This is a genomic window from Chitinophaga sp. (assembly GCF_039596135.1).
In the GTDB taxonomy this organism is placed as follows: domain Bacteria; phylum Bacteroidota; class Bacteroidia; order Chitinophagales; family Chitinophagaceae; genus Chitinophaga.
In genome coordinates this window covers 92,350-116,547 of sequence record NZ_JBCNKH010000009.1, presented here as the reverse complement: position 1 = coordinate 116,547, position 24,198 = coordinate 92,350, and the positions used below count along the sequence as shown (strand labels likewise).

Sequence of the window (24,198 nt, the reverse complement as noted above, 5' to 3'; positions counted from 1 at the left end):
GGCGAAAGCTCTTTTTGTTTGGGTCGGGGCCTGCGGCCAGCATTACTTTATCAGATCACCATTAAGCCGGAGTAATTCTGTTTCTGCCAGCTTGATATTATACCTTGCACTAATTAACCTGTTATACGCATCTTCCAGGCTTTGCTGCGCCTCTTTCACTTCAATGGTTGTAGACACCCCTTGCTTGAACCTTTCCAACGCTACCATCGCATTCTCCCGCGCCAACCCTAAATTCTCCTCTTCCAGCTCCACCGCTGTTTTATAATATTCATAATCTTTAAATGCATTGCTTAAAGCCATATCTACCTTCGTACGGGTATTTTCCAGCGAAAGCTGCTGATAGCTTACATTCAGCTGAGCATTCTTTACCTGCCTGCGTACACTCAACCCATTGAAGATGGGAATCGTGGCAGAGAAACCATAATTAAACACCCCATTCTGGTTGAAGATAGGACTGAACGAGTTCGTAGCCGCATTCGAATTTACCCTTGTAAAATTGTAAGCTGAATTGAAATTAATGACAGGAAAATAATCGCCTCTACTTTCTTTCAATGCCAGCTCCGATACACTCAGGTTTTGTTTAGCCACCATCAGACTGGTATTGCGCTGCAACATTTCATCTCTCAGCTTGCCATAAGCAAGATCAGTGTTTAATGGTATGCTGTCCTGCACATCGTACTGCGTATTCCCACCTTCTATGGCCATGTACTGGTTCAAAATTACTTTCCCCTGATCGATCACCGTTTGCTGCCGCAGGTAAGAGGCCTTCAGCGCATTATAATCAACCTTTGATTGTAACCAGTCTGTCTTAGGCCCTAACCCCGTCTGGAATTTTGCATCAGACAATTTCACTCTTTCATCTGCAATAGACAATTGTTCTGACAGGTTGTGCAATTGCTGTTTTCCCTGCACCACCGCATAATAACTCGCTATTACATTGGCTACAGTCGTTATCAGCTGATCTTTCATGGCTGCATCTCCCAGATCCCGCATGGCTTCCAGCTTTTGCCGGGTGGCAAACATTTTCAACCCGTCAAAGAGTGTCCATGACAGGGTCACATTGCCCGTGAAGTTATTACTATGAATGCCACTGGTATCCCGCTTAGACCCATTTGCAAACTCCTGTTTGGTCCGGGTTGTATTCCACACACGGGAAACAGTCCCATTTACTCTCGGTGCAAACGCCCAGTTGGCATATGCATAATCGTTAGCTGCAATGGCGGCATCATTCTTTGCCAGCCGTATATCATAATTATTCTTTAACGCCAGGTCTATCGCCTGCTCCACCGTTAGTACCTGCTGTGCAGAAAGGTGGAAGGCGGGTAGCAACAGGCAGCATATGAGGATACGTTTCATGTCAGTCATTTACCGGTTCTGTTACTTGTTTTCTTCTGCTCAGAAATATATACATCGCCGGAATCACAAATAAGGTCAATATCAGGGAGAAGACGATACCTCCCACAATCACTATACCCAAAGGAATTCGACTCGTAGCCGCTGCCCCCAGCGACAGCGCAATTGGCAGTGCACCCAATGCCATGGCAAGACTCGTCATCAGGATCGGGCGCAGGCGCATAGTAGCTGCTTCTATCGCAGCCCTCGCTTTTTCCAGCCCTCCGTCCCGCTTATGATTCGCAAATTCCACGATCAGGATACCATTCTTCGTCACCAAACCAATCAACATAATCACCCCGATCTGTGAGAAGATATTCCAGGTCTGACCAAAGATCCACAGTGAGAACAGCGCCCCTGCAAATGCCAGTGGTACTGTGAGCATAATGATAAACGGATCGACCCAGCTCTCAAACTGTGCAGCCAGTACCAGGTAGATCAGCACCAATGCCAGTACTAATGCAAACATGGTATTGGAACCACTCTCTGCATAGTCCCTGGAAGATCCTGACAATGCTGCATTGTAAGAATCATCGATTACCCCTTTCTTTTGCAGGTCATTATAAATACGGTACATGGCATCAATACCATCCCCGATTGTTTTACCCGGCGCCAGTCCTGCGGAGATGGTGGCAGATTTATAACGATTAAAGTGATAAATAATCGGCGGACTTGTTTCTTCGTGAATCGTCACCACGTTGTCCAGCTGAATGGCCTCTCCCCTGCTATTGCGTACATAGAAGTTCTGCAGGTCAGCAGGTTTATCACGATTGCCACGAAATACCTGGCCCATTACCTGGTACTGCTTACCATTGCGGATAAAGTAACCATAGCGCACGTTACTCAAAGCCAGTTGCAACGTTTGTGAAATATCATCTACAGATACACCCAGTTCACTCGCCTTGTCACGATTGATCAGAATGCGCAATTCAGGTTTATTGAACTTGAGGTCTACGTCCACACCGGCGAAGGTGGGATCATTATTTGCCTCATCGAGGAAGAGCGGCAATACCCTGGATAAACTATCGAAGTTGATATGCTGCAATACGAAGGATACGGGCAGTCCGCTACGACGCCCTACCTGGATGGTTTGCTGCTCGATGGCAAATACCTTGCCTTCGGAGAACTTGTACATATTCCGGTTCACCATGTTCACAATTTCCTTCTGAGAGCGGTTTCTCTCCTTTGGTTCTGTGAGTACCACATTTGCAAAACCACTATTCACCGCACCCCCTCCACTAAAGCCGGGCGCTGTGACGGTGAGTACGATATTCTTTTCAGGAATAGAATCGATCATAAACTGGGTGAGCCCATCCATGTACCGTTCCATATAATCGTACGAAGTACCTTCAGGTGCTGTGATGGAGAGGCGGAACTGACTACGGTCTTCGATCGGGGCCAGCTCTGATTGCAGGTTGCGGAAGATGACGTAAATCATGGCCACACAACCTAAAAGAATCAGGATCGCTATCCAGCGTGCCTGCATGAATTTCTCCAATGCGCCCTGGTAACTATCTTCCATCCAGGTAAAGAAAGGTTCCGTTTTGGTATAGAACCAGGAATGGGTATGTTTTTTACGGCCCAGTTTTACATTCAATACAGGCGTAAGTGTGAGCGATACAAAAGCAGATACGAGCACGGCACCTGCTACCACAATCCCAAACTCCCTGAACAGGCGGCCTACGAACCCCTGCAGAAACACAATTGGCAGAAATACAAACGCCAGGGTGATACTGGTAGCAATAACAGCAAAGAATATTTCTTCAGATCCTTCCCTGGCTGCCTGCATACGTGGCATGCCGGCTTCAATCTTTTTATAGATATTTTCCGTGACCACAATACCATCATCCACCACCAGCCCCGTAGCGAGTACGATGGCCAGCAGTGTCAATATATTAATGGTGAAGCCACTCACATACATGATAAAGAATGCCGCAATGAGGGATACCGGGATATCCACCAGTGGACGGAAGGCCATGAGCCAGTCGCGGAAGAAAAGGTAGATGATAAGGATCACCAGCACCAGTGCCACGATGAGGGTTTCTTCCACTTCCTCGATGGATTTGCGGATGAAGCGGGTATTATCGATGGCGATATTGGTGCTCAGATCTGGTGGAAGGTCTTTTTTTAGCTGCTCATACCTTTTATAGAATTCGTCGGTGATGGCTACATAGTTAGACCCTGGCTGTGGCGTCAGTGCCAGGGCAATCATAGGCACTCCCGATTCTTTCAGGATAGTTTCTTCATTTTCAGGGCCTAACACGGCCTGACCTACATCCCTGAAATGAATCACGCTGCTATTTACATTCTTAATAATCAGGTTATTGAAATCCTCTTCGGTATTAAGGCGGCCAAAAGTACGTACGGTTAGTTCGGTGGCATTACCGGCTATTTTACCGGAGGGTAGTTCTACGTTTTCCCTGGCCAGTGCATCCTGCACATCAGAAGGTGTGAGGCTGTAGGCGGAGAGGCGGGCCGGATCCATCCAGAGGCGCATGGCGTATTTCTTTTCGCCCAGTATGCGGATGGAGCTGACGCCGGGAATAGTTTGCAGTCTTTCCAGCAGTACGTTGTTCGCATATTCCGTGATTTCCAGTTGATTGCGGGTATTACTCTGCAATGTCATGGAGAGGATATAGTCCGAGTTGGCATCTTCTTTAGATACGACTGGTGGCGCATCAATATCAGGAGGCAGGTTACGGAGTGCCTGCGATACTTTGTCGCGTACGTCGTTGGCAGCGGCTTCGAGATCAATGCCCAGTTCAAATTCAACCGTGATATTGGAAGTCCCCTGACTACTGCTGGACGATATATTTTTAATACCGGCAATCCCGTTGATCGATTTCTCGAGGGGTTCGGTAATCTGTGTTTCAATAATATCTGAGTTGGCACCTGCATAGGAGGTACGTACGTTTACGATGGGTGGATCTATGGCAGGGAAGTCTCTTACCCCCAGAAAGTTGAAGCCCACAATGCCAAAGATGACGATGATAATGTTCATCACGATGGCAAATACGGGACGTTTGAGCGATAGAGAGGGAAGGCTCATGGTCTGGTTTGTTTAGTTGATCTTGTTATACTTTAATACCATACCGGGTTTGAGTTGCAGCATACCGCTGGTAACCACTGTATCACCTTTGCTGAGACCGTTGGTGATCTGTACGTTGTCAGCATCCCGGATACCTGTTTCCACTACTACGAATTTTGCTTTGCCCTGGTCGGCGATGATCACTTTCTTGTCGCGGGTACCTGGAATTACGGCCTGCGAAGGGATCATGAGGGCATCGGGCATATTGCGGAGGGCGATTTGTACATTAGCAAAAGCGCCGGGCAGTAACTGGCCGGGATTAGGTACGATGGCTCTTAATTTAATGGTACGGGTAGCCAGGTCGATTTTAGGATCGATGGCGTAGATCTGTCCTTTATAAGAATGGGAGTCGCCGGCTACTTTGAAGTCTACAGCATCGCCTTGTCTGATGGCATTGCGGTATTTTTCGGGAACAGTGAAATCGATCTTGAGGGGATCGATTTGCTGGAGGGTGGTAATAACAGTAGTATTATTGACGATTGCGCCCAGGGAGATATTACGGAGACCGAGCCGGCCACTGAAGGGGGCTCTGAGTTCTGTTTTCTGGATCTGGGTGCGTGTATAATCTATATCGGCTCCATATGCGCTCACCTGGTTGCGGGTTACATCTACATCCTGGCGGCTGATACCGTTGATCTTCAGGAGGTTTTCCTGTCTTTCGAGGGTAGTTTTGGCCAGTTGTTGCTGCAATTGCAGTTTAGCCAGCTGGGCTTTGAGGTCTTCGTCATAGATTTTGACGAGGAGGGCGCCTTTGGCTACCTGGGTACCTTCTTTGAAGAAGAGGCCAGTAACTTTGCCGGTAATTTCGGGTTGGATCTGGACTTCTTCATTGCTTTGGAGGGTGCCGCTCGCATCAATAATTTCGTCCAGGGAGGAGGTGTGTACAATAAAAGCGTCTACCAGCAAGGGTTTGTTCCCTTTGCTACCACGTACAGTTTCTTTGTTGTTGGGTGCTGCTTCTTTTTTAGGAGCAGCGAACCTGGTATAAATGATACCAATAATAACTACAGCCAGTATCAGGTAAACGACTGTTTTCAGGAACTTTTTGTTACCAGCCATTTGTTCGCATATTTATGTTGCAGGGGATATTGCCCCGGGCAAATTTAATAAAAGCCCGTGCTGATAGGGAGTTTCATGTGTTAATTAAAGTTAATCGACCTTTAACCGTATATAGGAGGCATAAAAGGAGGTTGAATGGCAAATGTAGGAATATTATATGTGTACTTTGAAGCATATACGGTGCGAAAAGGGGGTGTTTTCCAGGCATGGGGAGAATTCAAAATATCTGTCTAATCCTTTGTGGGGATGGGTTTAGGGCCTATAACACTAAAGTAAATTGGGTAAAATTCGCCTCTGTTCTTGTCAATTCAATAAAAATTATATTTTTGCACTCAAGTTTTAAACCAAAAACACTTAAAATTATGTCAGACATTGCATCAAGAGTTAAAAAGATCATTATTGACAAATTGGGCGTTGACGAAGCTGAGGTAACTCCTGAAGCCTCCTTCACCAACGACCTGGGCGCTGACTCTTTGGATACGGTAGAACTGATCATGGAATTCGAAAAAGAATTCAACATCTCCATTCCTGACGAACAAGCTGAAACTATTACTACTGTTGGCCAGGCAGTTGCCTACCTGGAAGAACATGTAAAATAATCCTACTTAATCAGATTTGTTTTAATGCAACCAAGACGAGTAGTCGTTACAGGTTTAGGCGCACTTACACCGCTCGGCAATTCCGTATCCGAATATTGGAAGGGATTGACGGACGGTGTATCCGGCGCCGGGCCTATTACACAATTTGATGCTTCCAAGTTCAAAACCCGTTTTGCTTGCGAACTGAAGAACTTTGATGCGACCAATTACCTGGACAAAAAGGAGGCCCGTAAAATGGATCCCTTCACGCAGACGGCTGTTATAGCTGCTGACCAGGCCGTACAAGATGCCGGGATCGACCGCAATTCTGTTGACGTAGACAGGGTTGGGGTTATCTGGGGTTCTGGTATTGGTGGTATGATCAATTTCTGTCAGGAAATGAAAGATTTCGGTCAGGGCGACGGAACTCCCCGTTTTAGCCCTTTCCTGATAGCCCGGTTAATTATCGACATTGCGGCAGGGCACATTTCCATTCGCCACGGTTTCAGAGGACCCAATTTCTCGGTGGTGTCTGCCTGTGCTTCCGCTACCAATGCCATTATTGAGGCCATGCAGTACATCAGGTACGGCAGGGCGGATGTAATGATCACCGGAGGATCTGAAAACGTTATAAACGATGCCTGTGTAGGCGGTTTTAACGCTATGAAGGCCCTATCCGAGCGAAATGATGACCCGGCCACAGCCTCCCGACCCTTTGACCTGGACCGTGATGGGTTCGTAATGGGAGAAGGTGCAGGAGCACTGGTGCTAGAATCCTATGAACATGCGATTGCTAGAGGTGCCAAAATTTATGCTGAACTGGCAGGAGGTGGCGCTACAGCAGATGCCTATCATATCACAGCACCCCATCCAGAAGGATTAGGCGCTATGAACGTCATGCGAATGGCGCTGTTAGACGCTGGACTGCAACCCAATGCAATTGACTACATTAACGTACACGGTACTTCTACTCCCCTTGGAGACGTTGCCGAAGTAAAAGCGATCCAACAGGTATTTGGTGAAGATGCATATCGATTGAATATCAGCTCCACCAAGTCTATGACTGGTCACTTATTAGGCGCAGCCGGTGCGATCGAGTCGATTGCTGCTATCATGTCTGTCATACATGGTATTGTTCCTCCTACCATTAATCATTTTACGGACGATCCTGAACTGGATCCCAAATTAAATTTTACCTTTAACGTCGCACAACATAGAGAAGTAAACGCTGCATTAAGCAATACCTTCGGTTTTGGAGGGCATAATGCATCCGTGATTTTCAAAAAATTTGTTGCTTGATTGTGTGAAATTACTGCCAGGATTTTTATATCGATTTGTATCCGGTAAGAGAAGTCTTTACAAGGATCTGTATAACCTGCTGGGCTTTGCCCCGGGCAATTTCTCATTGTATGAAGTGGCCCTGAGCCATCGCTCGAGCAAGGAGAAGTTTCTGGAGAGCAATGAACGGTTGGAATACCTGGGTGATGCCATCCTTGGTGCCATTATCGGCGATTACCTCTTCAAGAAATATCCTTATAAGACAGAAGGCTATCTCACCGAAATGCGGTCCAAAATTGTGAACCGCCAGCAGCTTAATGATATTGCTATCAAGATGGGCCTGCGCAAGCTCACCATTTACGATAAGTACAATAGTTTCCTGAAGATCTCCCAGATCTTCGGCAATACCCTCGAGGCCCTGGTCGGCGCTGTATACCTTGACAAGGGGTATAACCGTACCAAACAGTTTGTGCACCAACGCATTATCATGCCTTACATTGACCTGGAACTGCTTGAAAGTGTGGAAATGAACCACAAAAACAAGTTGTACGGATGGGCCAATAAGCATGGTAAAGTCCTGGAGTTCGACCTGCTGGAAGAACAGATGGACAATGGTCGCCGCATCTTTACTGTAGGTGCAGTAGTAGATGGGGAGCTCATTTGCAGTGGTAAGGCATTCAATAAGAAAGATGCCAGCCAGATTGCGGCACAGCAGGCAATAGAACTGCTGGGGTTGGGGGAAAAGTAACCTTTCTGAATTATTTTACCGGTTGTCTTAAGATCGTTTTCAGTTTTTCCGGCGCAGTTTTGCGTGGGTCGCTGAGGTATATCTCGTGGTGCCGGCCATTCCAGGTTAGCCCTTTTTCTTCCATAAAGTCGTGTAGTAACTGTAAGGATACCGGTTCAGTAGCATAGGGGCCTGTGTGTAGGATCTGTATGCTTTGGCCTTCGGCCAGGGTCTGCAGGTAGACCTGGTTGAAGTATTGAATGGGTTTCTTTTGATAGGCCTTTTTCAGGATGTTCTTCACATCGTTCTTATTGATGAAGTCGGGCATGCGAATGAGGAGCTGCCAGCGCCACTGATCGCGGGGAACCTGCATCACTTCTTTGAAGTCTCCATAGTTTTCCACATCGTCTACCCACCAGAGGCCTTCCAGTTTGCAAACTACGAAGTCCAGTTCCATCTTTTTGTAGTGCATTTTGATGCTGTAAGCGCCTGTGTACAGGGCTTGTGTGCTGGCAGCGAAGAGGGGGCCGTTTGGGTCACCCTGGCCTTCGATGGTGAGGTAGTGGCCGGGGGGGACGAAGAGTAAGGCCGGTTTTGCGGTGGCGGTGTAGAGTTCCTTATAGGTTTTAGTAAGGTCGATTTTGGACATATGCATTATCGTTAATAATGCAAAGGACGAGATGGCAAGTGACAGCGTTATGTCAGTAGCGATCAAAAAGTTGGGATTGCTTCGCAACCCCAACTTTTTGATCGTCGCGGATCGTTTAACGGATCGCGGAGCGATCCGTTAAACGATCCGATAGGTATTGCTCAGATATTTCAATAGCTAATATGCGCATATGTTCCCTCAACTCCTCCGGCCCTATAATCTCCACCTCCTTCCCCATCGTCAGCACCCATCTCCCAAACCAATCCAGGTGACTGGTCAGAAACACCATTTCCACACACTCTCCTACCGTCTGCTCTTCCATCAGGCCATAATAAAACCGCTGGTTCCCCAGTTTCTTCGCCATACATGGCGTAAACCTTAGCTTCACCACATGTGGGTAAGCAGCAGGTTCTGCATATTTCTCCATATACTCTTTCAGTGAGATATGCCTGTCCCTGTCATAAGCAACATCCGTAACAGCCAGGTTCCTGATGCGGTCCATCCTGAAATTGCGATAGGCATGGCGTAGCCTGCACCAGGCAATGAGGTACCAGTATCCCATCATATATATAATACCAATGGGCTCAATTTCCCTATGTGTCAGGGTTTCGTTGTGCAGGGCAAAGTAATCCATTTTGAGCATCAGGTGTTTGCCCAGCGAATATTGAATATCTGAGAGAAAACGGTTCGGAAACTCGCTATCCTCCGGTGGTCTGCGGGCAATGACGGCAATATTCTCTTCCAGCGATTCCAGGAAGTCTTTTTCACTGCTGCGCAGTACCGCCCTGATCTTTTGCATGGCGTTGCCAAACTGTTTTTTATTGGAATGATCGCTCAGTTGGGCCATCAGCTTCTCTCCCGTCAGCAAAGCGGCTGCCTCCTCCCTGTTAAACATTACAGGGGGCAGGTGATAACCTTCTACCAGGTAATAACCTGTACCGGCCTCCGCGCCTACAGGTACCCCTGCTTCCTGCAGGGCCCTGACGTCGCGATATACAGTTCTGAGGCTGATTTGAAAGCGTTCTGCAATCTCAGCAGCCTTCACAATTTTCTTGCCCTGCAGCTGAATAAGTATGGCAGAGAGGCGGTCGATCCTGTTCATAGCAGGTAATTTAGAAATAAATTGAAAAAAAATACGAAACCCGTTAAACTTCGGATATTAATCACCGTCTTATATACAGAAAATATTTGAGAGCAATACTTTAGAGAAACGAATTGAAGTATAGAAAAAGCGAAAAAGTCTAAGCCTCTGAAAAATATTTAAAATTTTGATGCTACAGTACAGAATATAGGTTAAATGGTAAGTCCCTGCAATTTTTTGCGGGGACCTTTTTTTTATAGAGGTCTTTGCGGGTATAGATTAAATTATTAATCAATTTGATCATGTAAATATCATTCTAATTCTACGGTTTTCACCTTCCCATATAATTTAGAATCATTAACTTATGATTAACAGATTTACAAAAGATTCATTCTAATTTTGATTCAAGCAAAATTCAAATGAGTTTTTTTAATGGTTAATTTGGGGAGGGCCTGATATTTATCAGGCCCCATTTTTTTGGGTATTACTCATCCCGGAATAAGCAATGATTCGTAAATGATTTTTATAGTTCGTAGTTTAGTCCCCGCAGCCAGTGAGAATGGACTGGTGAACAATACTATTACTACAGGTGATACTTTTTTAAATCAGGTAAATTGGGGTCCGGAAACAGCTATCAGTCATTCATAGCGGAAGAGGTACTGTGGAATGCCTTCAGACAGGACGACGAACAGGCCTTTAGTGAGATGTACAGACGTTTTGCTGCTGTATTGTATAACTACGGCTACCACCTTGCGGGCGATGCTGCACAGGTGCAGGATGCCATGCAGGACCTTTTTGCCGATCTCTGGCGTACCAGGCACAATCTTTCTGAGACTACTTCTGTCAAATATTACCTTTTCAGGTCTTTGCGCAGGCGTTTGCACCGCTTATCTGATGCAAAGGCGGCCCCCGTACTGGATTGGTCATTGCAGGAAGAAGCTTCGGCAGAGGATATCCGTATTACAGGAGAAGAAGACCTGATGCAACAGCTTCGGTTGCAAAAAGCGATGCTACAATTGCCGGCAAGGCAACAGGAGGCGATCCGCCTCCGGTTTTATGATAATTTTAGCTGGGAGGAGATCTCCGGCATTATGGGCGTAAACGAACAATCTGTCCGAAACCTTGTGCAGCGTGCAGTTGTCAAACTGCGGGAGCTGCTGTAGAAGATTTTTTTAAAAAACATTAACATAAGTGAGTTAAAACCCCTCTTCCCCGTCTTTATACCTATACATGGATTACTCAAACTTCGATACCGCCGATTTTGTAACCGACGATAGTTTCGTCGCCTGGGTAAAGAATGGCGAAAACGCAGGCCATTGGGAATCCATAGCACGCGATTTTCCCGGGCAGCGGGCTGCCATGCTGCAGGCACGCGCCATTATACAGGCAGCTTCCCGGGTTCCTGCATTTGGTTTGAAGGAAAATGTTGATGCTGCCATGTGGCAAAATATCCGCGAAAGCATGGATGCGCCCCAACAACCAGTGCGGAGACTCCGCCCCTGGTATATAGCTGCCGCTGCTGTGCTCATTGCCCTGGTGGCTACCACCATTATGTGGTACACCATGCAAAAGCAGGATCACAGCGCTTATCACGAATTGGTGGCAAAAGCTGAAACAGCCCAAAATACCTTTGTTGAGCGCATCAACAAAGGCAAAAAACCTGAAACCGTCAGCCTGCCCGATGGTAGTTCTGTGATATTGCAACCCGGCGCCCGGATCAGTTATTCCTCCTGCCCCAGTGGTAAATGCCACCGCCAGGTATACCTTTCCGGTGCTGCATTTTTTGAAGTAAAAAGAAACATTGAACCTTTTGTAGTATATGCCAACGAAATGGTAATCAACGTACTCGGCACCTCATTCCTGGTCAAAGCCTATGACGAAGATACCCTGGTAAGTGTGGCCGTAAAAACCGGAAAGATTGCTATTGCAATACAACCAAAAGAGAACGATGCCCGGGCAAGTATATCTGCCAATCAACAGGCGATACTGAAACGTTCCACTCATGCGTTAAATGTATTGCCCATGACTGTAACAGCAACCGCCCAGCCAACTGTAACTGAACTGTACTCGTTTGTATTCGCAGACGCCCCTGCAGATAGTGTGCTGACCCTGCTGGAAAAAGCCTATGGTGTGCATATCAACTATGATAAAACCCTGATGGCTGGCTGTAGACTCACAGCCTCCCTGGATGACGAACCACTGAAGGAAAAATTAAAACTTATTTGCCAGGCACTGGAAGCAAACTGTACGATCGAAGGAAATGAGATTACGATAACAACCAAAGGATGTCATTAATAGTGTTCACGTACGCGTAGCATTGCTGCAAGGAATGTAGAGAGTTCCCCGTCGACACACTATTCCACGAAATACGTTATTGAGAACAAAAAAAATTACACTGATACTTATGCTTTACATCACGTAATGAAAAAGCCAGCGGTATGGCCGTACCACTGGCTGAAATGAATACTCTTGCGGCACCGCCTTATACCCGCTCCACTGGGATAAGACACCCTTTCTATTTCCCATTACAAACAGGAACACAATTCAAGTTATGAAAAAAAGACTACGAATCCATGATTTAATCTTTATGGTCATGCGTACATGCTTTTACCAGCTGCTAATTGCCACGTTATGTACCGGTCTCACTTATTCAAAGTCCACTGAGGCCCAGGAAATTCTCACCCAGCCTGTATCTATCGATGCCCGTCAGCAATCCGTTGACCAGGTGCTGTCTAAGATCGAAAAACTGGCTGATGTGAAATTCCTCTATTCTTCCACGCTTATCAGCGCTTCCCGCAAAGTCAACCTGGAAGCCAGACAGGAGCCACTGGGTAAAGTACTCGATAAGCTACTTGCCCCATTGCAACTCTCCTACCAGGTCGATGGGCGGCAAATTGTACTCAATCGATTACGCAACGTAGAGGAAATTACTTATGCCGCGGATGCTGTCGTACGCGTTCAGGGTAAAGTGGTAGACGAAAAAGGAACACCACTCCCTGGGGTAAACGTAAAACTCAAAAACGGTACCGCCGGTGCCGTTACTGATGCCGGAGGTAATTTCGCTTTCAATGCACCAGACCTCTCCGGTACCCTCATCTTCTCTTATGTAGGGTATACTACCAAAGAAGTAGAGATGAATGGACTCAGCGTCATCAACGTCACACTGGAACCTTCTGCCACTTCGCTGAACGATGTGGTGATCGTAGGTTATGGTTCACAAAAGAAAGAATCACTCACCGGTGCCATCGCTTCAGTTTCTTCTAAAGACCTGGGCGATGTACACGCTGGATCTACTGTAAGTACCGTACTGGCAGGTAAACTGCCGGGTGTAACCTTTCGTATGTCCGACGCACGTCCGGGTGCGAGTGCATCTGTACAGATCCGCAACATGGGTGATCCGTTGTACGTAATTGATGGTATCCAGCAGGATCAGGGTCAGTTCAACAACATCGCACCGAACGATATTGAAACCATCACTGTACTGAAAGACGCTTCCGCTGCCATCTATGGTATGCGGGCCGCGAATGGGGTAGTAGTGGTTACTACCAAGAGAGGTAAACTGAACAGCCGCAATACAATCAACCTTGCAGCGTATACCGGCTGGCAAAACTGGACCCGCTTTCCCAAAGGCGTAAACGCTTATGAATGGATGGCTGGTAAAGCAGATGCAGAAATGAACCAGTATGGTTCTACTACCATCACCAAGGCTGAACTGGAAAAATGGAAAGCAGGTACTGAAACCGGTTACAAGAGCTTTGACTGGTATAAATTTATTGTGAAAGACAATGCGCCGCTGACTAACCTGAACCTGAACTTCAGCGGTGGTTCCGACAGGATCAACTACTACGTATCTGCTACTCACCTGAAACAATATTCTGTATTGGGCAGAGAATTCACATTCGAACGTACCAATATTCAGAGCAATATCGAAGCGAAAGTTTCTGACAACTTCAAAATCGGTGCACAGATCAACGGCCGCGTGGAAACCCGTGATCAGCCAGGTGTACCCGGTGTGGACGACTACTGGGAAGCTCGTTTCGCTATCCTGCGAAACACGCCTATCGAACGCCCTTATGCGAACGATAACCCCAATTATCCCAACAATATCGGGCACAATACGGAGAACTGGGCCTTGCAAAACAAGAAGTTGTCCGGCTACTGGCACGAAGACTGGCGCGTACTGCAAACTAACCTGACTGCGGAATACAAGTTTCCCATCGATGGTCTGAGCGCAAAAGGTCTGTTCTCTTATTTCTATGCAAACAGGATCATGAATGGTCACGAGTATACTTATAATGTATATACTTATGATCCAAATACTGACACCTACAATGTAACAGGTGGTAGCTCCAACCCATGGCGGGAAAGAGATAACCATACCAACCTGTCTCCTACCATTCAGTTACAACTGAATTATGGACATTCATTTGGCAAGCATAACGTAGGCGGTACCGTAGTAGCAGAAAGGATCAAGAGAAGGGAAATTGACAACTGGCTGCATGCCGTGCCAACTACCAACGATCTGCCACTGATCTACTTCAGTACGATGGATACCTATAATGATTACGACTCTACTACTGCCCGTCTGGGTTACATAGGCCGGTTCACTTATAACTACGCCAGCAAATACTACCTGGAAGTATCTGCAAGAAGAGATGCCTCCTGGAAGTTCGCACCTAACAAACGCTGGGGTACCTTTCCTGCAGTGCAGGCCGGCTGGCGTCTTACTGAAGAACCTTTCTTCCAAAACCTCGTAGGTGGCAAAAGAATACTGAGCGAACTGAAACTGAGAGGTTCCTATGGTAAGCTGGGTGATGATGCAATTCCGCTGACTGCATACGACTACCTCTCCGGTTATAACTACAACTCCTCTACGGTGATCCTGGATGGTAAGTCAGTGATCGGTTCTGCTTACAAAGGCGTACCTATTGATAACATCTCCTGGTATGTAAGTAAAACATTGGACGTAGGTGCTGACTTTGGTTTCTGGGACAACAAGCTCAGTGGTGCAGTAGATTACTTCAAGAGAAAAAGAACAGGATTGCTGGGTACCAAATACGACATCCTCGTACCAAGCGAACTGGGTTATACACTGCCATACGAAAACGTGAAGAGCGATGTGGTATCCGGTGCTGAGTTTTCTGTCAACTACCAGGGGCAGATCAAGAAAGTTCGTTTCACAGTAGGTGCTAACTTCTCTTACGCACGTCCAAAAAACCTGAAAAGCTACAAACCTGTATTCCTGAACTCATGGGATCACTATCGTAACTCTTCCGAAAACCGGTACAGTAATACATTCTGGGGATATAACGTAATCGGGCAGTTCCAGTCACAGGAGCAGATCAACAACTATCCTGTAAACATCGACGGAGCCGGAAACAAAACATTATTACCAGGCGACCTGATTTACAAAGACTGGAACAATGATGGTGTGATTAACGACCTGGATACCCGTCCTATTGGATGGGGTACCGGTAAGAACCCAATCATCAACGGTGGTTTCAACTTTACAGTAGCATATAGCAACTTCGATTTCAGGGCCGACTTTTCTGCAGGTACGGGTTACTCCTTCAACCGTAACTACGAAATGCGTATTCCTTATACCAACCAGGGTAACCTGCTGGCAGAGTTCTACAACGATCGCTGGCACAGGGAAGATCCTTATGACCTGAACAGCAAATGGATTGCCGGTAAATATCCTGCACTGCGTTTCAACAATGGAGGTCATAGTAACTACAATAAGAACTCCGACTTCTGGCTCACTAACGTTCATTACATCAGGGCACGTACACTGGAACTGGGTTACACCATTCCTAAGCACATCCTTGCCAAGGCCAGGATTGAACGTTTCCGTGCCTACATCAACGCTTATAACCTGTTCTCTATCGACAATCTGCATAAGACAGGTATAGACGCTGAAGTCGCTGATGATAACGGTCTCACGTATCCACAAAGTAAGTATGTGAATATTGGTTTTGACCTTTCCTTTTGATCCATTAATACAGCAATTAGATGAGAAAATATCTTTTAATCATATCAGCTGCCCTTGTGTTCGTGTTTGGTTGTAAAAAGGATGCTGACTTTCTGCAAACTGATCCTTCCAATATTCTGACAGACGAAGCTGTGTGGAAAAGTGAAAGCCTGGTACTGTCAGTACTCGCTGACCTTTACAATCGTTATGTAGATCAGCAGACCATTACCAACTGGGTGGAGTTTACCAACTTTGACGAAGCATTCCCTTCTCAGGCCAGTGAATACTGGCGTGTACAACAGATTGACTATCCTTATGACTGGTGGTCATTGTGGGATTACGGCCAGATGCGCGACCTGAACCTGTTTATTCAGAAGTGTGCTGCAGCAACGGCTTTGAGTGACGATGCACGTACCCGTTTCCTGGGCGAAGCCCGCTTTCTGCGTGCTGCACTGTACTTTGAAGAGGTAAAACGGATGGGTGGTGTGCCTTTGATCACCGAGCCTATGACTTACGATTTCAGTGGCGATCCTACCTATTTGCAACATGCAAGAGCGAAAGAATCTGAAATATATGACTTCGTAATTTCAGAAATGGATACGATCAAAACCATGCTACCTGATGATGCCGGCACACAGTCAAGAGCTACCAAAGGCGTAGCATTGGCCATGCAGGCCCGGGCAGCGCTTTATGCAGCTTCTATCGCAAAGTATGGAACTACTACACCTGCTGTAATCACGGCCGGTGGCGAAGTAGGTATCCCTGCTGATAAAGCTGCCGGCTACTACCAGGTAGCACTGGCTGCAGCACAGGAACTGATCAATGGAGGTAAATATTCCCTTTATCAGAAGAAAGCAGAAGATCTGCAGGAAAATTTTGCAGCAACATTTTATGATAAGTCCAATAACCCGGAAGTGATCTTTGCACAGGATTTCAAATTGAAAAGCGGAAAGGTACAGGGATGGACAATCGCTAACCAGCCATGGTCTTCAGCCGAAGAACAACAGGGTGGTCGCGTGAATCCTTCCCTTAACCTTGCTGAGCAGTATGAAAAACTGGACAACACATATGCGCCATTTGCCACTAACTCCGGCAGTGACTACATCTATTACGACAACCCGGGCGACATCTTCGCTGGCAGAGATGCAAGATTAGGTGGTACCATCATGCTGCCTGGCTCTAAATTCAAAGGCAAGGACCTTGACATATGGGCAGGTATTATGTATTGGAACAATGGTGCTTACAGCATCATCAGTGGCGATACCTATGGCGAAATCGGCAATATTCCCGGTGGCCCTACAGGTGTACAGATAGTAGGTACTGATGGCCCTATAGATGGTAAAGAGTATTCTGCACAGACAGGTTTCCTGGTACGTAAATTCATGGATCCTACTGTAGGTTCCGGACAGCTGGGTACACAGAGTGAAGTTTGGTGGGTACGTTATCGTTATGCCGAAGTATTGCTGAACGCTGCGGAAGCCGCTTTCGAACTGAATCAGCCCGATGTGGCAGCAGGTTATATGAACACGGTGCGCGCAAGAGCAGGTTTGACCACTCCACTGACTGCTGCAGACATCACCTTTGACAGAATTGTGCATGAAAGAAGAGTAGAACTGGCATTTGAAGGGCATGAACTGTTTGATAACAAACGCTGGCGCCTGGCTCATAAAGTATGGAACGGAGAAAGCATTAATGCCACAGAGTTACAGGCCAATATCGGGAAAGCTGATAAAGTAAATACCATGATCTACGGTCTCTGGCCTTATAAAATTTATAACCCAGGCAGTGCAAACGATGGTAAATATGTGTTCAAAGTAGTGAAACCTGCTAACGTAACAGCGGCACACCGTTTCAACCTGGGTAATTACTATTCTTCTATCTCAGCAGACATTCTGAGTAATAACCCTAAGCTGGTAAAGAATCCTAATCAGTAAAATGAAAATTATGTTTCGTAGAAAATATATCACCGGTCTATTGATTGCCATGACTGCATTTGCATGCAAGAAGGATAATTATGATGAACCAAAAACTACCTTCCAGGGTAGTATCACTTACCAGGGTGAAGCCATCAATGTTGCTTCGCTGGCTGTATATTTTGAACTGTGGGAACCGGGTTGGGGTAAGAGTGGCGCGATCGCAGTGCAGGTCAAAGAAGATGGTTCATTTTCTTCCCTCCTGTTCAACGGTACTTATAAGCTGATTATTCCTGCTGGTCAGGGTCCATTCAGATCCGTAACGAACAATGCCACTAACAGTGATACTATTCCGTTGAACCTGTCTGGCAGCACGACTATGAATATAGAGGTAATGCCTTATTACATGATCCGTAACCAGCAGATTGCAAAGAGTGGTACCACAGCAGCAGCCACTTTCAAACTGGAACAGATTATCACCGATGCCAATGCGAGAAGTGTTGAAAACGTGTATCTTTACCTGAACCAGACGGCCATCGTAGACCAGAGCAATTATGTGGCGAGGACTACGCTGGCAGGTAGTAGTATCACCGATCTGAATAACGTATCCATGTCTGTAGACATACCTGCTTCTCTTTCATCTATAGGTACCACAGGTGCGCAGAATTATGCATACGCAAGGATTGGAGTGAAGATCGCCGGTGTGGAAGATCTGCTCTATTCTACCGTAGTAAAAATTGACCTTTAAATATTAGTCATCACCGAACCGCTGAGTGCAATGAAAATTTGTATTCAGCGGTTTTTTAATTTTTGTATATGAAATCTGTATTCCGGCTTTGTATCCTGCTTTGTGCCTTTGCCTGCAATGCACAGCAGAAAAGTACCTTTCACAATCCTTTGTTATCCTCCGGACCTGATCCCTGGGTGACGTACAAGGATGGGTATTACTACTACATGCATACCGTGGGCAATCACCTGGAGCTCTGGAAAACCGCCAATATGGCCAGATTGGGCGATGCCCCGCACAAAAACATCTGGACCCCGCCTGCCACCGGTCCTTATTCAAAAGACATCTGGGCGCCGGAAATCCACTTCCTGCAGGGAAAATGGTATGTATACTTCTGTGCAGACGGGGGCGACAACCAGCACCACCGCATCTATGTGCTGGAAAACAGCGCCCCTGATCCTATGGAAGGTACCTGGGTAATGAAGGGAAAGGTGGCCGACCCTTCAGATAAATGGGCCATTGATGCGTCTGTATTTGAGCACAAACAAAAGTTGTATATGATCTGGTCAGGTTGGGAAGGAGATACCAACGGAGAGCAGGACATTTACATTGCAGCAATGAAGGATCCACTCACTATTACGGGCCCACGGGTGAGACTCTCCCGCCCTGTGTATGACTGGGAAAGATTTGGTGACCTGAATGATCCAAACCTGCCACACGTAAATGTAAACGAGGGACCGGAGATACTGAAACATGGCAATAAATTGTTCCTGTTTTACAGCGCATCTGCGTGTTGGACAGATCATTATGCATTAGGTATGCTGGTAGCAGATGCCAATAGCAACCTGCTGGATACCGCCAGCTGGAAGAAGAGTGCAAAGCCCATGTTCCTGCAATCGCCCGAAACAGGTGTGTATGCACCGGGGCATAATTCCTTCTTTACCACACCTGACGGTAAGCAAAACTGGATACTCTACCATGCCAATGATCATCCTGGCGATGGGTGTGGAAATAAGCGTTCTCCCCGTATGCAACCCTTCACCTGGGACAAAAATGGCATGCCTGTTCTGGGCAAACCAGTGTCTGTAAAGACGGAATTGAGAGTGCCTTAATTATTAATATAATATGTTTCGCAATGATACATAATGCAGCCTCAGCGGGCCGTGTTAATGTTTGTTAATAACAGGAAAGTGTGATGTGAAATTCGCAATAGTGCAGTATCTTTTCCTACGAAATCGGTTAAGTTTAAGGGCGCACTACAAATAGCACTAAACAGCACTATCAACAATTTATTCCACAGACATATGCCGTCAATAGTATTGCATTATGTTATCATTGCGAGCATTACAGTTGTATTTGTACTAGTAAATAAAATCTACGGCCACAAGGGCAAGGTGAGCAAAGAAAAACATCAGACAACAGTATACCACTACAGCAGCAGAAAAGCAACGCATTGATAACCCGCACTTAAGAGAACCTAAAATTACTGCGAAAGGGAATTTTCGTAAGCATGTTCCTTTGTATCATATTGAAGATCATTTCCTTTCTTTTAGTCTACAAAAATTATGGACTATTTTTTGGAAAATAGGTTAGCTCCCATTAAATTTGTTCTTACCACCACCTGATACAGCCCACCACTGTTCAAACAAATTCAGTTTTATTATTCACCCTGGAAATAATTTGATCCTTTATCGGACCTGTATTGCTATGCATATACCTGCCGGTCAGGGTCCAAAAATCAACCTTCTGTTCTCTGTTGTTTGGTCTGTAGGGCTGTGTCAGCAGCCTTGCAGTCCTTTTTAAAATGAAAAGTTATGAAACTGAACTTATGCAGACAGTATGCGGCCTCACTTGCCTCCCTGGGTGTCATCGCGGTGATCACCGCATTTACCATATCGGTGAGTGTAGAACAGCATCAGTTAAATAACCAGCAGGAGACACCTGCCATGAAGGTAGCAGCAGCCAACGCTGATTCCTCATCAAAGATTGTCTGTATCGATACCAGGCACTAAATAAAAAGACAAGTACACATATGCATCTGAAACCTGTAAACATAGTCAGCGGCTATAGCCGGGAGCAGTTCACCTCTGAATTTGTAAAACCCGGAAAACCAGCGTTGATTAAGGACTTTATTTTACCGGAGAGCCAGGATATATTGACAAAATGGAACTATGACTATTTTAAGAAAGAAGCCGGTAATACGTTGGTCGCAGTGCATGAAAAAGAGAATGCGCACCTGGACAAGGCCACCAGCCAGGCTGGCAATAAAATGAAGTTTGGGGATTACCTCGACCTGATAGCCGCCGGACCTACTGAAAGCCGGTTATTTCTTTTTAACCTGCTGCGCGAAAGACCAGATATCCGGAAGGAGCTGCAGGTACGAAAGCTGGCAGACAATCTGCTTACCTGGTTGCCATTCCTGTTCTTTGGCGGTGAGGGTTCGTCGGTGAGGTACCATTATGATATCGACATGTCGCATGTATTTCTTACACAGCTGCATGGGGTAAAACGGGTATGGTTATTCCCTAATAACCAGGCAAGCCTGCTCTATCGCTTACCCTGGAATTTCCATGGCCTGGCAGACCTTCGGCATCCTGACTATGATAAATACCCCGGTTTGCGCCTTTTAGATGGATATGAGTGTACGCTGAATGTGGGAGATACGATCTTTATTCCTTCTGGATACTGGCATTATATACAATACGAAACGGCAGGATATTCTGTGGCTTACAGGGCGTTGCCTGTATCACTCACTAAAAGGGCCATTGGGGTGAGGAACATCTTTATCACCCGCCGCTTTGACGATGCAATGCGTAAGCTGCTGGGCAAAAAGTGGTTTGAATACAAAACCCAAACGGCCTATAACCGCGCCAACAGGGCGATCTCTATTTTACATTAAATACAAAACCAATACCATATACGTTCTTGATACTAATATTAATATTGTGCTGGAAATACTTTCGGAAACGCGAAATGAATACATCGAGGCTGCGCCCTACAAAGTAGTCATTGGATCCCCATACTTTAGTGAGAATTTCTTCCCGCTTCAATACACGGTTTACATTGTTGAAGAACAACACCAGCAAATCGCATTCCCGGGGGGTAAGAATAATCTCTTCTCCCTGCTCCGTTACCAGCTTCAGTGAATCTATAAAAAGCTGGGTTGTGCCTATATTAATCACCCGCTGCTGGGCAGGCTCTGCGCTGACAATGGGTTGCTTTCGCTTGATGATATTGCGGATGCGCAGTACCAGTTCATCCACATCAAAAGGTTTGACCACATAATCGTCTGCACCTATCTTCAGGCCGCTCAGGCGGTCATTCTTTTCCCCTCTTGCAGTGAGGAAAAGGAAAGGTACATGATTGTTGAGTTTGATAATCTGTTCCGCCAGTTCGAATCCATTCAGCCCCGGTAGATTTACATCTATGAGCAGAATGTGATAGGCATTGGGCGATTTCTCAAACACGTCCAGGGCAGTCCGGCCATTTTGCTGCCAGTCCACATCAAAATCCATTAATTCCAGGTATTGTTTTACAACGTTTCCGAGGTCTGCTTCATCCTCTACTAATAGAATTTTGTGTTTCATCCCCTTACAATTTTCACTTAGGTATAATGATTACAAATGTACTTCCCATGCCAGGCTCGCTTTCCACTTTTACTGTCCATTGGTGCGCATCTATGCATTGTTTTACATAATGCAGGCCAAGCCCTAAACCCTTGGCATTTTGCGTCAGGTCTTTCTGATTTCGGTAGAATTTATCAAAGATATAACGGATTGTTTCTTTATCCATGCCTATTCCGTTATCACTGATTGAGATCTGGATGTCTGGTTCTGTTTCTATGGTGGCGACCTGTATATGTTTTACTTCCTGTAGATTGTATTTCACTGCATTATCCAGTAGGTTGAGTAGCAGGGTGGTAAAATGGAAACTGTCTGCCTCGACTACAATCGTTTCCGGGGCAGGAATAAATGACAATTGCAGGTTGTTTGAAGGGAACTTGATACTAAAATCTGTAAGGATCTCACTGATCAGTACATTCAGGTCTTCAGGGCCTTTCTGCACGTATAGCTGATCGACGGTAGCAATGTCCAGCACCTGGCCGATTAATAGCTTCAATCGCTGGGATTGCCGCTCTATGATATCAGAGAGAGAGCGGATGGCAGTTTTATTTTCGAGTACCCGTTCGTTCTGAATATTCTTGTTGGCCACCATGATGGCGGAGAGTGGGGTATGGAACTCGTGGGTAATATTGTTGATGAAATCAGTTTTTACATCGGCAATATGTTTCTGTTTGATCCAGTTGCGGAGCGTGATGAAAAACAGGATGATGATAGCCAATACCGAGAGCAGGCTCATGGTGAGAATGCCCTGCATTTGTTTGAACACCAGCTGCCGGCGGTTGTAAGGGTCCGCGTAGAGTGAAAAACTAATGGAGTAGGTATAAGGCTTTGGATCAGATACAAAGAGGCCGATAATCTGACTTTGTTCATCCGGGTTGGTAAGGTCGCCAAAGATGTGGATCCCTTTGGGGGTCTGAATAGCTTCGTCTATGAGTGGGTACTTTTTTCGCTTATCGTAGATGTTCACGTATTTCAGATCGGCAAACTGCAGGTCGATGCGTGTTACAACGAGCAGGTATTTTAACGAATCATGGATGCCTTCCCTGAGTTTGATATCTCTCAATAGCGCATCTGCGGTTTGCTTGTTGATGAGTGCATGAAAAATATGACGGAGCAGTACCTGTGTTGCCTGGCTGAAACGGGCGGTATCGCCGGATTTATAAAGGTTTTCGAGTTCATGGTACCGGGGAGACAACATGCCTTCTATAATATCTTTTCCACCTGGAAAGACGTGGTCGTTAATGATAGCTTTTGTATAACGTTCATTGATACGTCCTTTCTTTTCATAGTAGAATCTCCTGTTCAGTAGATCATAGGTATTGTATACTAACATGACCTGGACAATCGCCAATACAATGAAACAGATAACAGAAGAAGTGATATAAACCTTAACCGGATGCCTCATGAAATAATTCCTGAAAGGCAAATATATTCTTTCAATCGCCAGTTTAAGCCCCATCCGCGTTTTTCTGTTCATATTTAAATATCGGGAATTTAAATTTCATTTACAATTCGTTTGAAATTCATTGACAACTTTTAATGATCGGGATTGGTAATTTAGCAATACATAGTTTACCGTTATTACCAGAGGTTGCATCCTCTCCTTTGTGTTAAATATTACCACGATACAAGTACTCAGCTTTAAAACTGCATGCTGCAAGCCAGGCCGAGAACCAGGTCTCAACAGGTTTTTCATTCTAATAGCCCCCTGGCGTGCAGCGTGCGGTTTTTACACGGTAACAGAGTCAGTCCCGCTCTTATTTATTGTGTATTGATTATCAGCATTTTAACATTATTTAACCCTGCGCTTCACAAGCTGGCAAACCTTTTGATTTAGCCTAAGTGTTCTTCTATTACTCACCCATTAAAATGCGAGTTGACATGGCAAAAAAACAGTATGCAGGAACAAAGCATGAAGGTGGAAAGAAAGTGAAGCACCCCAGTCAGGCCGAAGCCATTGGCCTGACCACCAACAAGGAAAAAAACAGGGGCCCCCATCCTACCGGCGAGGCGAAAAAAGCAGGACATCGCGTGGCCAATCATGGTTAGCTTTCTATATCTGATCTCACAGCATTTGTACCCCACTGTTGCGACGTATTGTCGCAATAGCAC

The 24,198-nt window shown here is 46.0% G+C and carries 19 protein-coding genes; 12 read left to right on the top strand and 7 right to left on the bottom strand.

Going from position 1 to position 24,198, the window contains the following annotated elements; all coding sequences use genetic code 11:
- Positions 1–42 precede the first annotated feature (42 nt).
- From ABDW16_RS08980 to ABDW16_RS08970, 3 genes are read right to left on the bottom strand one after another with little or no spacing between them, the layout of a single operon-like run.
- Positions 43–1,356, bottom strand: coding sequence for a TolC family protein (locus ABDW16_RS08980; protein ID WP_343669155.1), 1,314 nt, complete (start codon positions 1,354–1,356; stop codon positions 43–45).
- A 1-nt stretch (position 1,357) separates the two neighbouring features.
- On the bottom strand, positions 1,358–4,441 hold the full coding sequence (locus ABDW16_RS08975; RefSeq protein ID WP_343669154.1) for an efflux RND transporter permease subunit: 3,084 nt from the start codon (positions 4,439–4,441) through the stop codon (positions 1,358–1,360).
- A gap of 12 nt (positions 4,442–4,453) precedes the next feature.
- Positions 4,454–5,539, bottom strand: coding sequence for an efflux RND transporter periplasmic adaptor subunit (locus ABDW16_RS08970; RefSeq protein ID WP_343669153.1), 1,086 nt, complete (start codon positions 5,537–5,539; stop codon positions 4,454–4,456).
- A 362-nt stretch (positions 5,540–5,901) separates the two neighbouring features.
- On the opposite strand from ABDW16_RS08970, the gene ABDW16_RS08965 reads away from it, so the two are divergent.
- From ABDW16_RS08965 to rnc, 3 genes are read left to right on the top strand one after another with little or no spacing between them, the layout of a single operon-like run.
- Positions 5,902–6,138 (top strand): acyl carrier protein, encoded by a 237-nt coding sequence (locus ABDW16_RS08965; protein WP_012788038.1) that lies wholly within the window; start codon positions 5,902–5,904, stop codon positions 6,136–6,138.
- A gap of 24 nt (positions 6,139–6,162) precedes the next feature.
- Positions 6,163–7,416 (top strand): beta-ketoacyl-ACP synthase II, encoded by a 1,254-nt coding sequence (gene fabF / locus ABDW16_RS08960; RefSeq protein WP_343669152.1) that lies wholly within the window; start codon positions 6,163–6,165, stop codon positions 7,414–7,416.
- A 4-nt stretch (positions 7,417–7,420) separates the two neighbouring features.
- Complete coding sequence (gene rnc, locus ABDW16_RS08955) at positions 7,421–8,143, top strand: ribonuclease III (protein WP_343669151.1); 723 nt, start codon at positions 7,421–7,423, stop codon at positions 8,141–8,143.
- A gap of 10 nt (positions 8,144–8,153) precedes the next feature.
- Here rnc and ABDW16_RS08950 read toward each other — a convergent pair whose 3' ends face one another.
- Both ABDW16_RS08950 and ABDW16_RS08945 read right to left on the bottom strand, forming a co-directional pair.
- Positions 8,154–8,771, bottom strand: coding sequence for a GyrI-like domain-containing protein (locus ABDW16_RS08950; protein ID WP_343669150.1), 618 nt, complete (start codon positions 8,769–8,771; stop codon positions 8,154–8,156).
- Positions 8,772–8,886: 115 nt separating this feature from the next.
- Positions 8,887–9,873 carry a YafY family protein gene (locus tag ABDW16_RS08945; protein ID WP_343669149.1) on the bottom strand — a complete coding sequence of 329 codons (987 nt, stop codon included), beginning with the start codon at positions 9,871–9,873 and terminating at the stop codon, positions 8,887–8,889.
- Positions 9,874–10,466: 593 nt separating this feature from the next.
- Between ABDW16_RS08945 and ABDW16_RS08940 the strand changes: the two genes are divergently transcribed.
- From ABDW16_RS08940 to ABDW16_RS08905, 8 genes are all read left to right on the top strand, one after another.
- On the top strand, positions 10,467–11,015 hold the full coding sequence (locus ABDW16_RS08940) for a sigma-70 family RNA polymerase sigma factor (protein WP_343669148.1): 549 nt from the start codon (positions 10,467–10,469) through the stop codon (positions 11,013–11,015).
- 67 nt (positions 11,016–11,082) lie between these two features.
- Positions 11,083–12,147, top strand: a complete 1,065-nt coding sequence (locus ABDW16_RS08935) for a FecR family protein (protein ID WP_343669147.1) — start codon at positions 11,083–11,085, stop codon at positions 12,145–12,147.
- Positions 12,148–12,445: 298 nt separating this feature from the next.
- The gene (locus ABDW16_RS08930) at positions 12,446–15,844 is read left to right on the top strand and encodes a TonB-dependent receptor (protein ID WP_343669146.1); all 3,399 of its coding nucleotides are present in this window, start codon (positions 12,446–12,448) and stop codon (positions 15,842–15,844) included.
- Between the two features lie 20 nt (positions 15,845–15,864).
- Positions 15,865–17,757 (top strand): RagB/SusD family nutrient uptake outer membrane protein, encoded by a 1,893-nt coding sequence (locus tag ABDW16_RS08925; protein ID WP_343669145.1) that lies wholly within the window; start codon positions 15,865–15,867, stop codon positions 17,755–17,757.
- A 10-nt stretch (positions 17,758–17,767) separates the two neighbouring features.
- Positions 17,768–18,484: a DUF3823 domain-containing protein gene (locus tag ABDW16_RS08920; RefSeq protein ID WP_343669144.1), complete on the top strand. Its 717-nt coding sequence runs from the start codon at positions 17,768–17,770 to the stop codon at positions 18,482–18,484.
- Between the two features lie 68 nt (positions 18,485–18,552).
- The gene (locus tag ABDW16_RS08915; RefSeq protein ID WP_343669143.1) at positions 18,553–19,575 is read left to right on the top strand and encodes a glycoside hydrolase family 43 protein; all 1,023 of its coding nucleotides are present in this window, start codon (positions 18,553–18,555) and stop codon (positions 19,573–19,575) included.
- 702 nt (positions 19,576–20,277) lie between these two features.
- A complete protein-coding gene (locus tag ABDW16_RS08910) occupies positions 20,278–20,475 on the top strand; it encodes a hypothetical protein (protein ID WP_343669142.1) in 198 nt (65 codons plus the stop codon).
- 20 nt (positions 20,476–20,495) lie between these two features.
- Positions 20,496–21,362: a cupin-like domain-containing protein gene (locus tag ABDW16_RS08905; protein ID WP_343669141.1), complete on the top strand. Its 867-nt coding sequence runs from the start codon at positions 20,496–20,498 to the stop codon at positions 21,360–21,362.
- On the opposite strand, the gene ABDW16_RS08900 is transcribed toward ABDW16_RS08905, so the two are convergent.
- Both ABDW16_RS08900 and ABDW16_RS08895 read right to left on the bottom strand, forming a co-directional pair.
- On the bottom strand, positions 21,349–22,050 hold the full coding sequence (locus ABDW16_RS08900) for a response regulator transcription factor (protein WP_343669140.1): 702 nt from the start codon (positions 22,048–22,050) through the stop codon (positions 21,349–21,351). The two genes, ABDW16_RS08905 and ABDW16_RS08900, sit on opposite strands and share 14 nt — an antisense overlap.
- A 13-nt stretch (positions 22,051–22,063) precedes the next feature.
- On the bottom strand, positions 22,064–23,563 hold the full coding sequence (locus tag ABDW16_RS08895; protein WP_343669139.1) for a HAMP domain-containing sensor histidine kinase: 1,500 nt from the start codon (positions 23,561–23,563) through the stop codon (positions 22,064–22,066).
- A gap of 404 nt (positions 23,564–23,967) precedes the next feature.
- On the opposite strand from ABDW16_RS08895, the gene ABDW16_RS08890 reads away from it, so the two are divergent.
- Positions 23,968–24,135 (top strand): hypothetical protein, encoded by a 168-nt coding sequence (locus tag ABDW16_RS08890; protein WP_343669138.1) that lies wholly within the window; start codon positions 23,968–23,970, stop codon positions 24,133–24,135.
- Positions 24,136–24,198: the final 63 nt, after the last annotated feature.

What these genes read in the sequence shown, in the direction of transcription:
- ABDW16_RS08890 (WP_343669138.1), top strand. Translation starts at nt 23,968, where the DNA reads ATGGCAAAAAAACAGTATGCAGGAACAAAGCATGAAGGTGGAAAGAAA.
- ABDW16_RS08910 (WP_343669142.1), top strand. Translation starts at nt 20,278, where the DNA reads ATGAAACTGAACTTATGCAGACAGTATGCGGCCTCACTTGCCTCCCTG.
- ABDW16_RS08970 (WP_343669153.1), bottom strand. Translation starts at nt 5,539, where the DNA reads ATGGCTGGTAACAAAAAGTTCCTGAAAACAGTCGTTTACCTGATACTG.
- ABDW16_RS08965 (WP_012788038.1), top strand. Translation starts at nt 5,902, where the DNA reads ATGTCAGACATTGCATCAAGAGTTAAAAAGATCATTATTGACAAATTG.
- ABDW16_RS08930 (WP_343669146.1), top strand. Translation starts at nt 12,446, where the DNA reads ATGCGTACATGCTTTTACCAGCTGCTAATTGCCACGTTATGTACCGGT.
- ABDW16_RS08920 (WP_343669144.1), top strand. Translation starts at nt 17,768, where the DNA reads ATGTTTCGTAGAAAATATATCACCGGTCTATTGATTGCCATGACTGCA.
- fabF (WP_343669152.1), top strand. Translation starts at nt 6,163, where the DNA reads ATGCAACCAAGACGAGTAGTCGTTACAGGTTTAGGCGCACTTACACCG.
- ABDW16_RS08975 (WP_343669154.1), bottom strand. Translation starts at nt 4,441, where the DNA reads ATGAGCCTTCCCTCTCTATCGCTCAAACGTCCCGTATTTGCCATCGTG.
- ABDW16_RS08980 (WP_343669155.1), bottom strand. Translation starts at nt 1,356, where the DNA reads ATGAAACGTATCCTCATATGCTGCCTGTTGCTACCCGCCTTCCACCTT.
- ABDW16_RS08945 (WP_343669149.1), bottom strand. Translation starts at nt 9,873, where the DNA reads ATGAACAGGATCGACCGCCTCTCTGCCATACTTATTCAGCTGCAGGGC.
- ABDW16_RS08915 (WP_343669143.1), top strand. Translation starts at nt 18,553, where the DNA reads ATGAAATCTGTATTCCGGCTTTGTATCCTGCTTTGTGCCTTTGCCTGC.
- ABDW16_RS08925 (WP_343669145.1), top strand. Translation starts at nt 15,865, where the DNA reads ATGAGAAAATATCTTTTAATCATATCAGCTGCCCTTGTGTTCGTGTTT.
- ABDW16_RS08950 (WP_343669150.1), bottom strand. Translation starts at nt 8,771, where the DNA reads ATGTCCAAAATCGACCTTACTAAAACCTATAAGGAACTCTACACCGCC.
- ABDW16_RS08935 (WP_343669147.1), top strand. Translation starts at nt 11,083, where the DNA reads ATGGATTACTCAAACTTCGATACCGCCGATTTTGTAACCGACGATAGT.
- ABDW16_RS08900 (WP_343669140.1), bottom strand. Translation starts at nt 22,050, where the DNA reads ATGAAACACAAAATTCTATTAGTAGAGGATGAAGCAGACCTCGGAAAC.
- ABDW16_RS08895 (WP_343669139.1), bottom strand. Translation starts at nt 23,563, where the DNA reads ATGAACAGAAAAACGCGGATGGGGCTTAAACTGGCGATTGAAAGAATA.
- ABDW16_RS08905 (WP_343669141.1), top strand. Translation starts at nt 20,496, where the DNA reads ATGCATCTGAAACCTGTAAACATAGTCAGCGGCTATAGCCGGGAGCAG.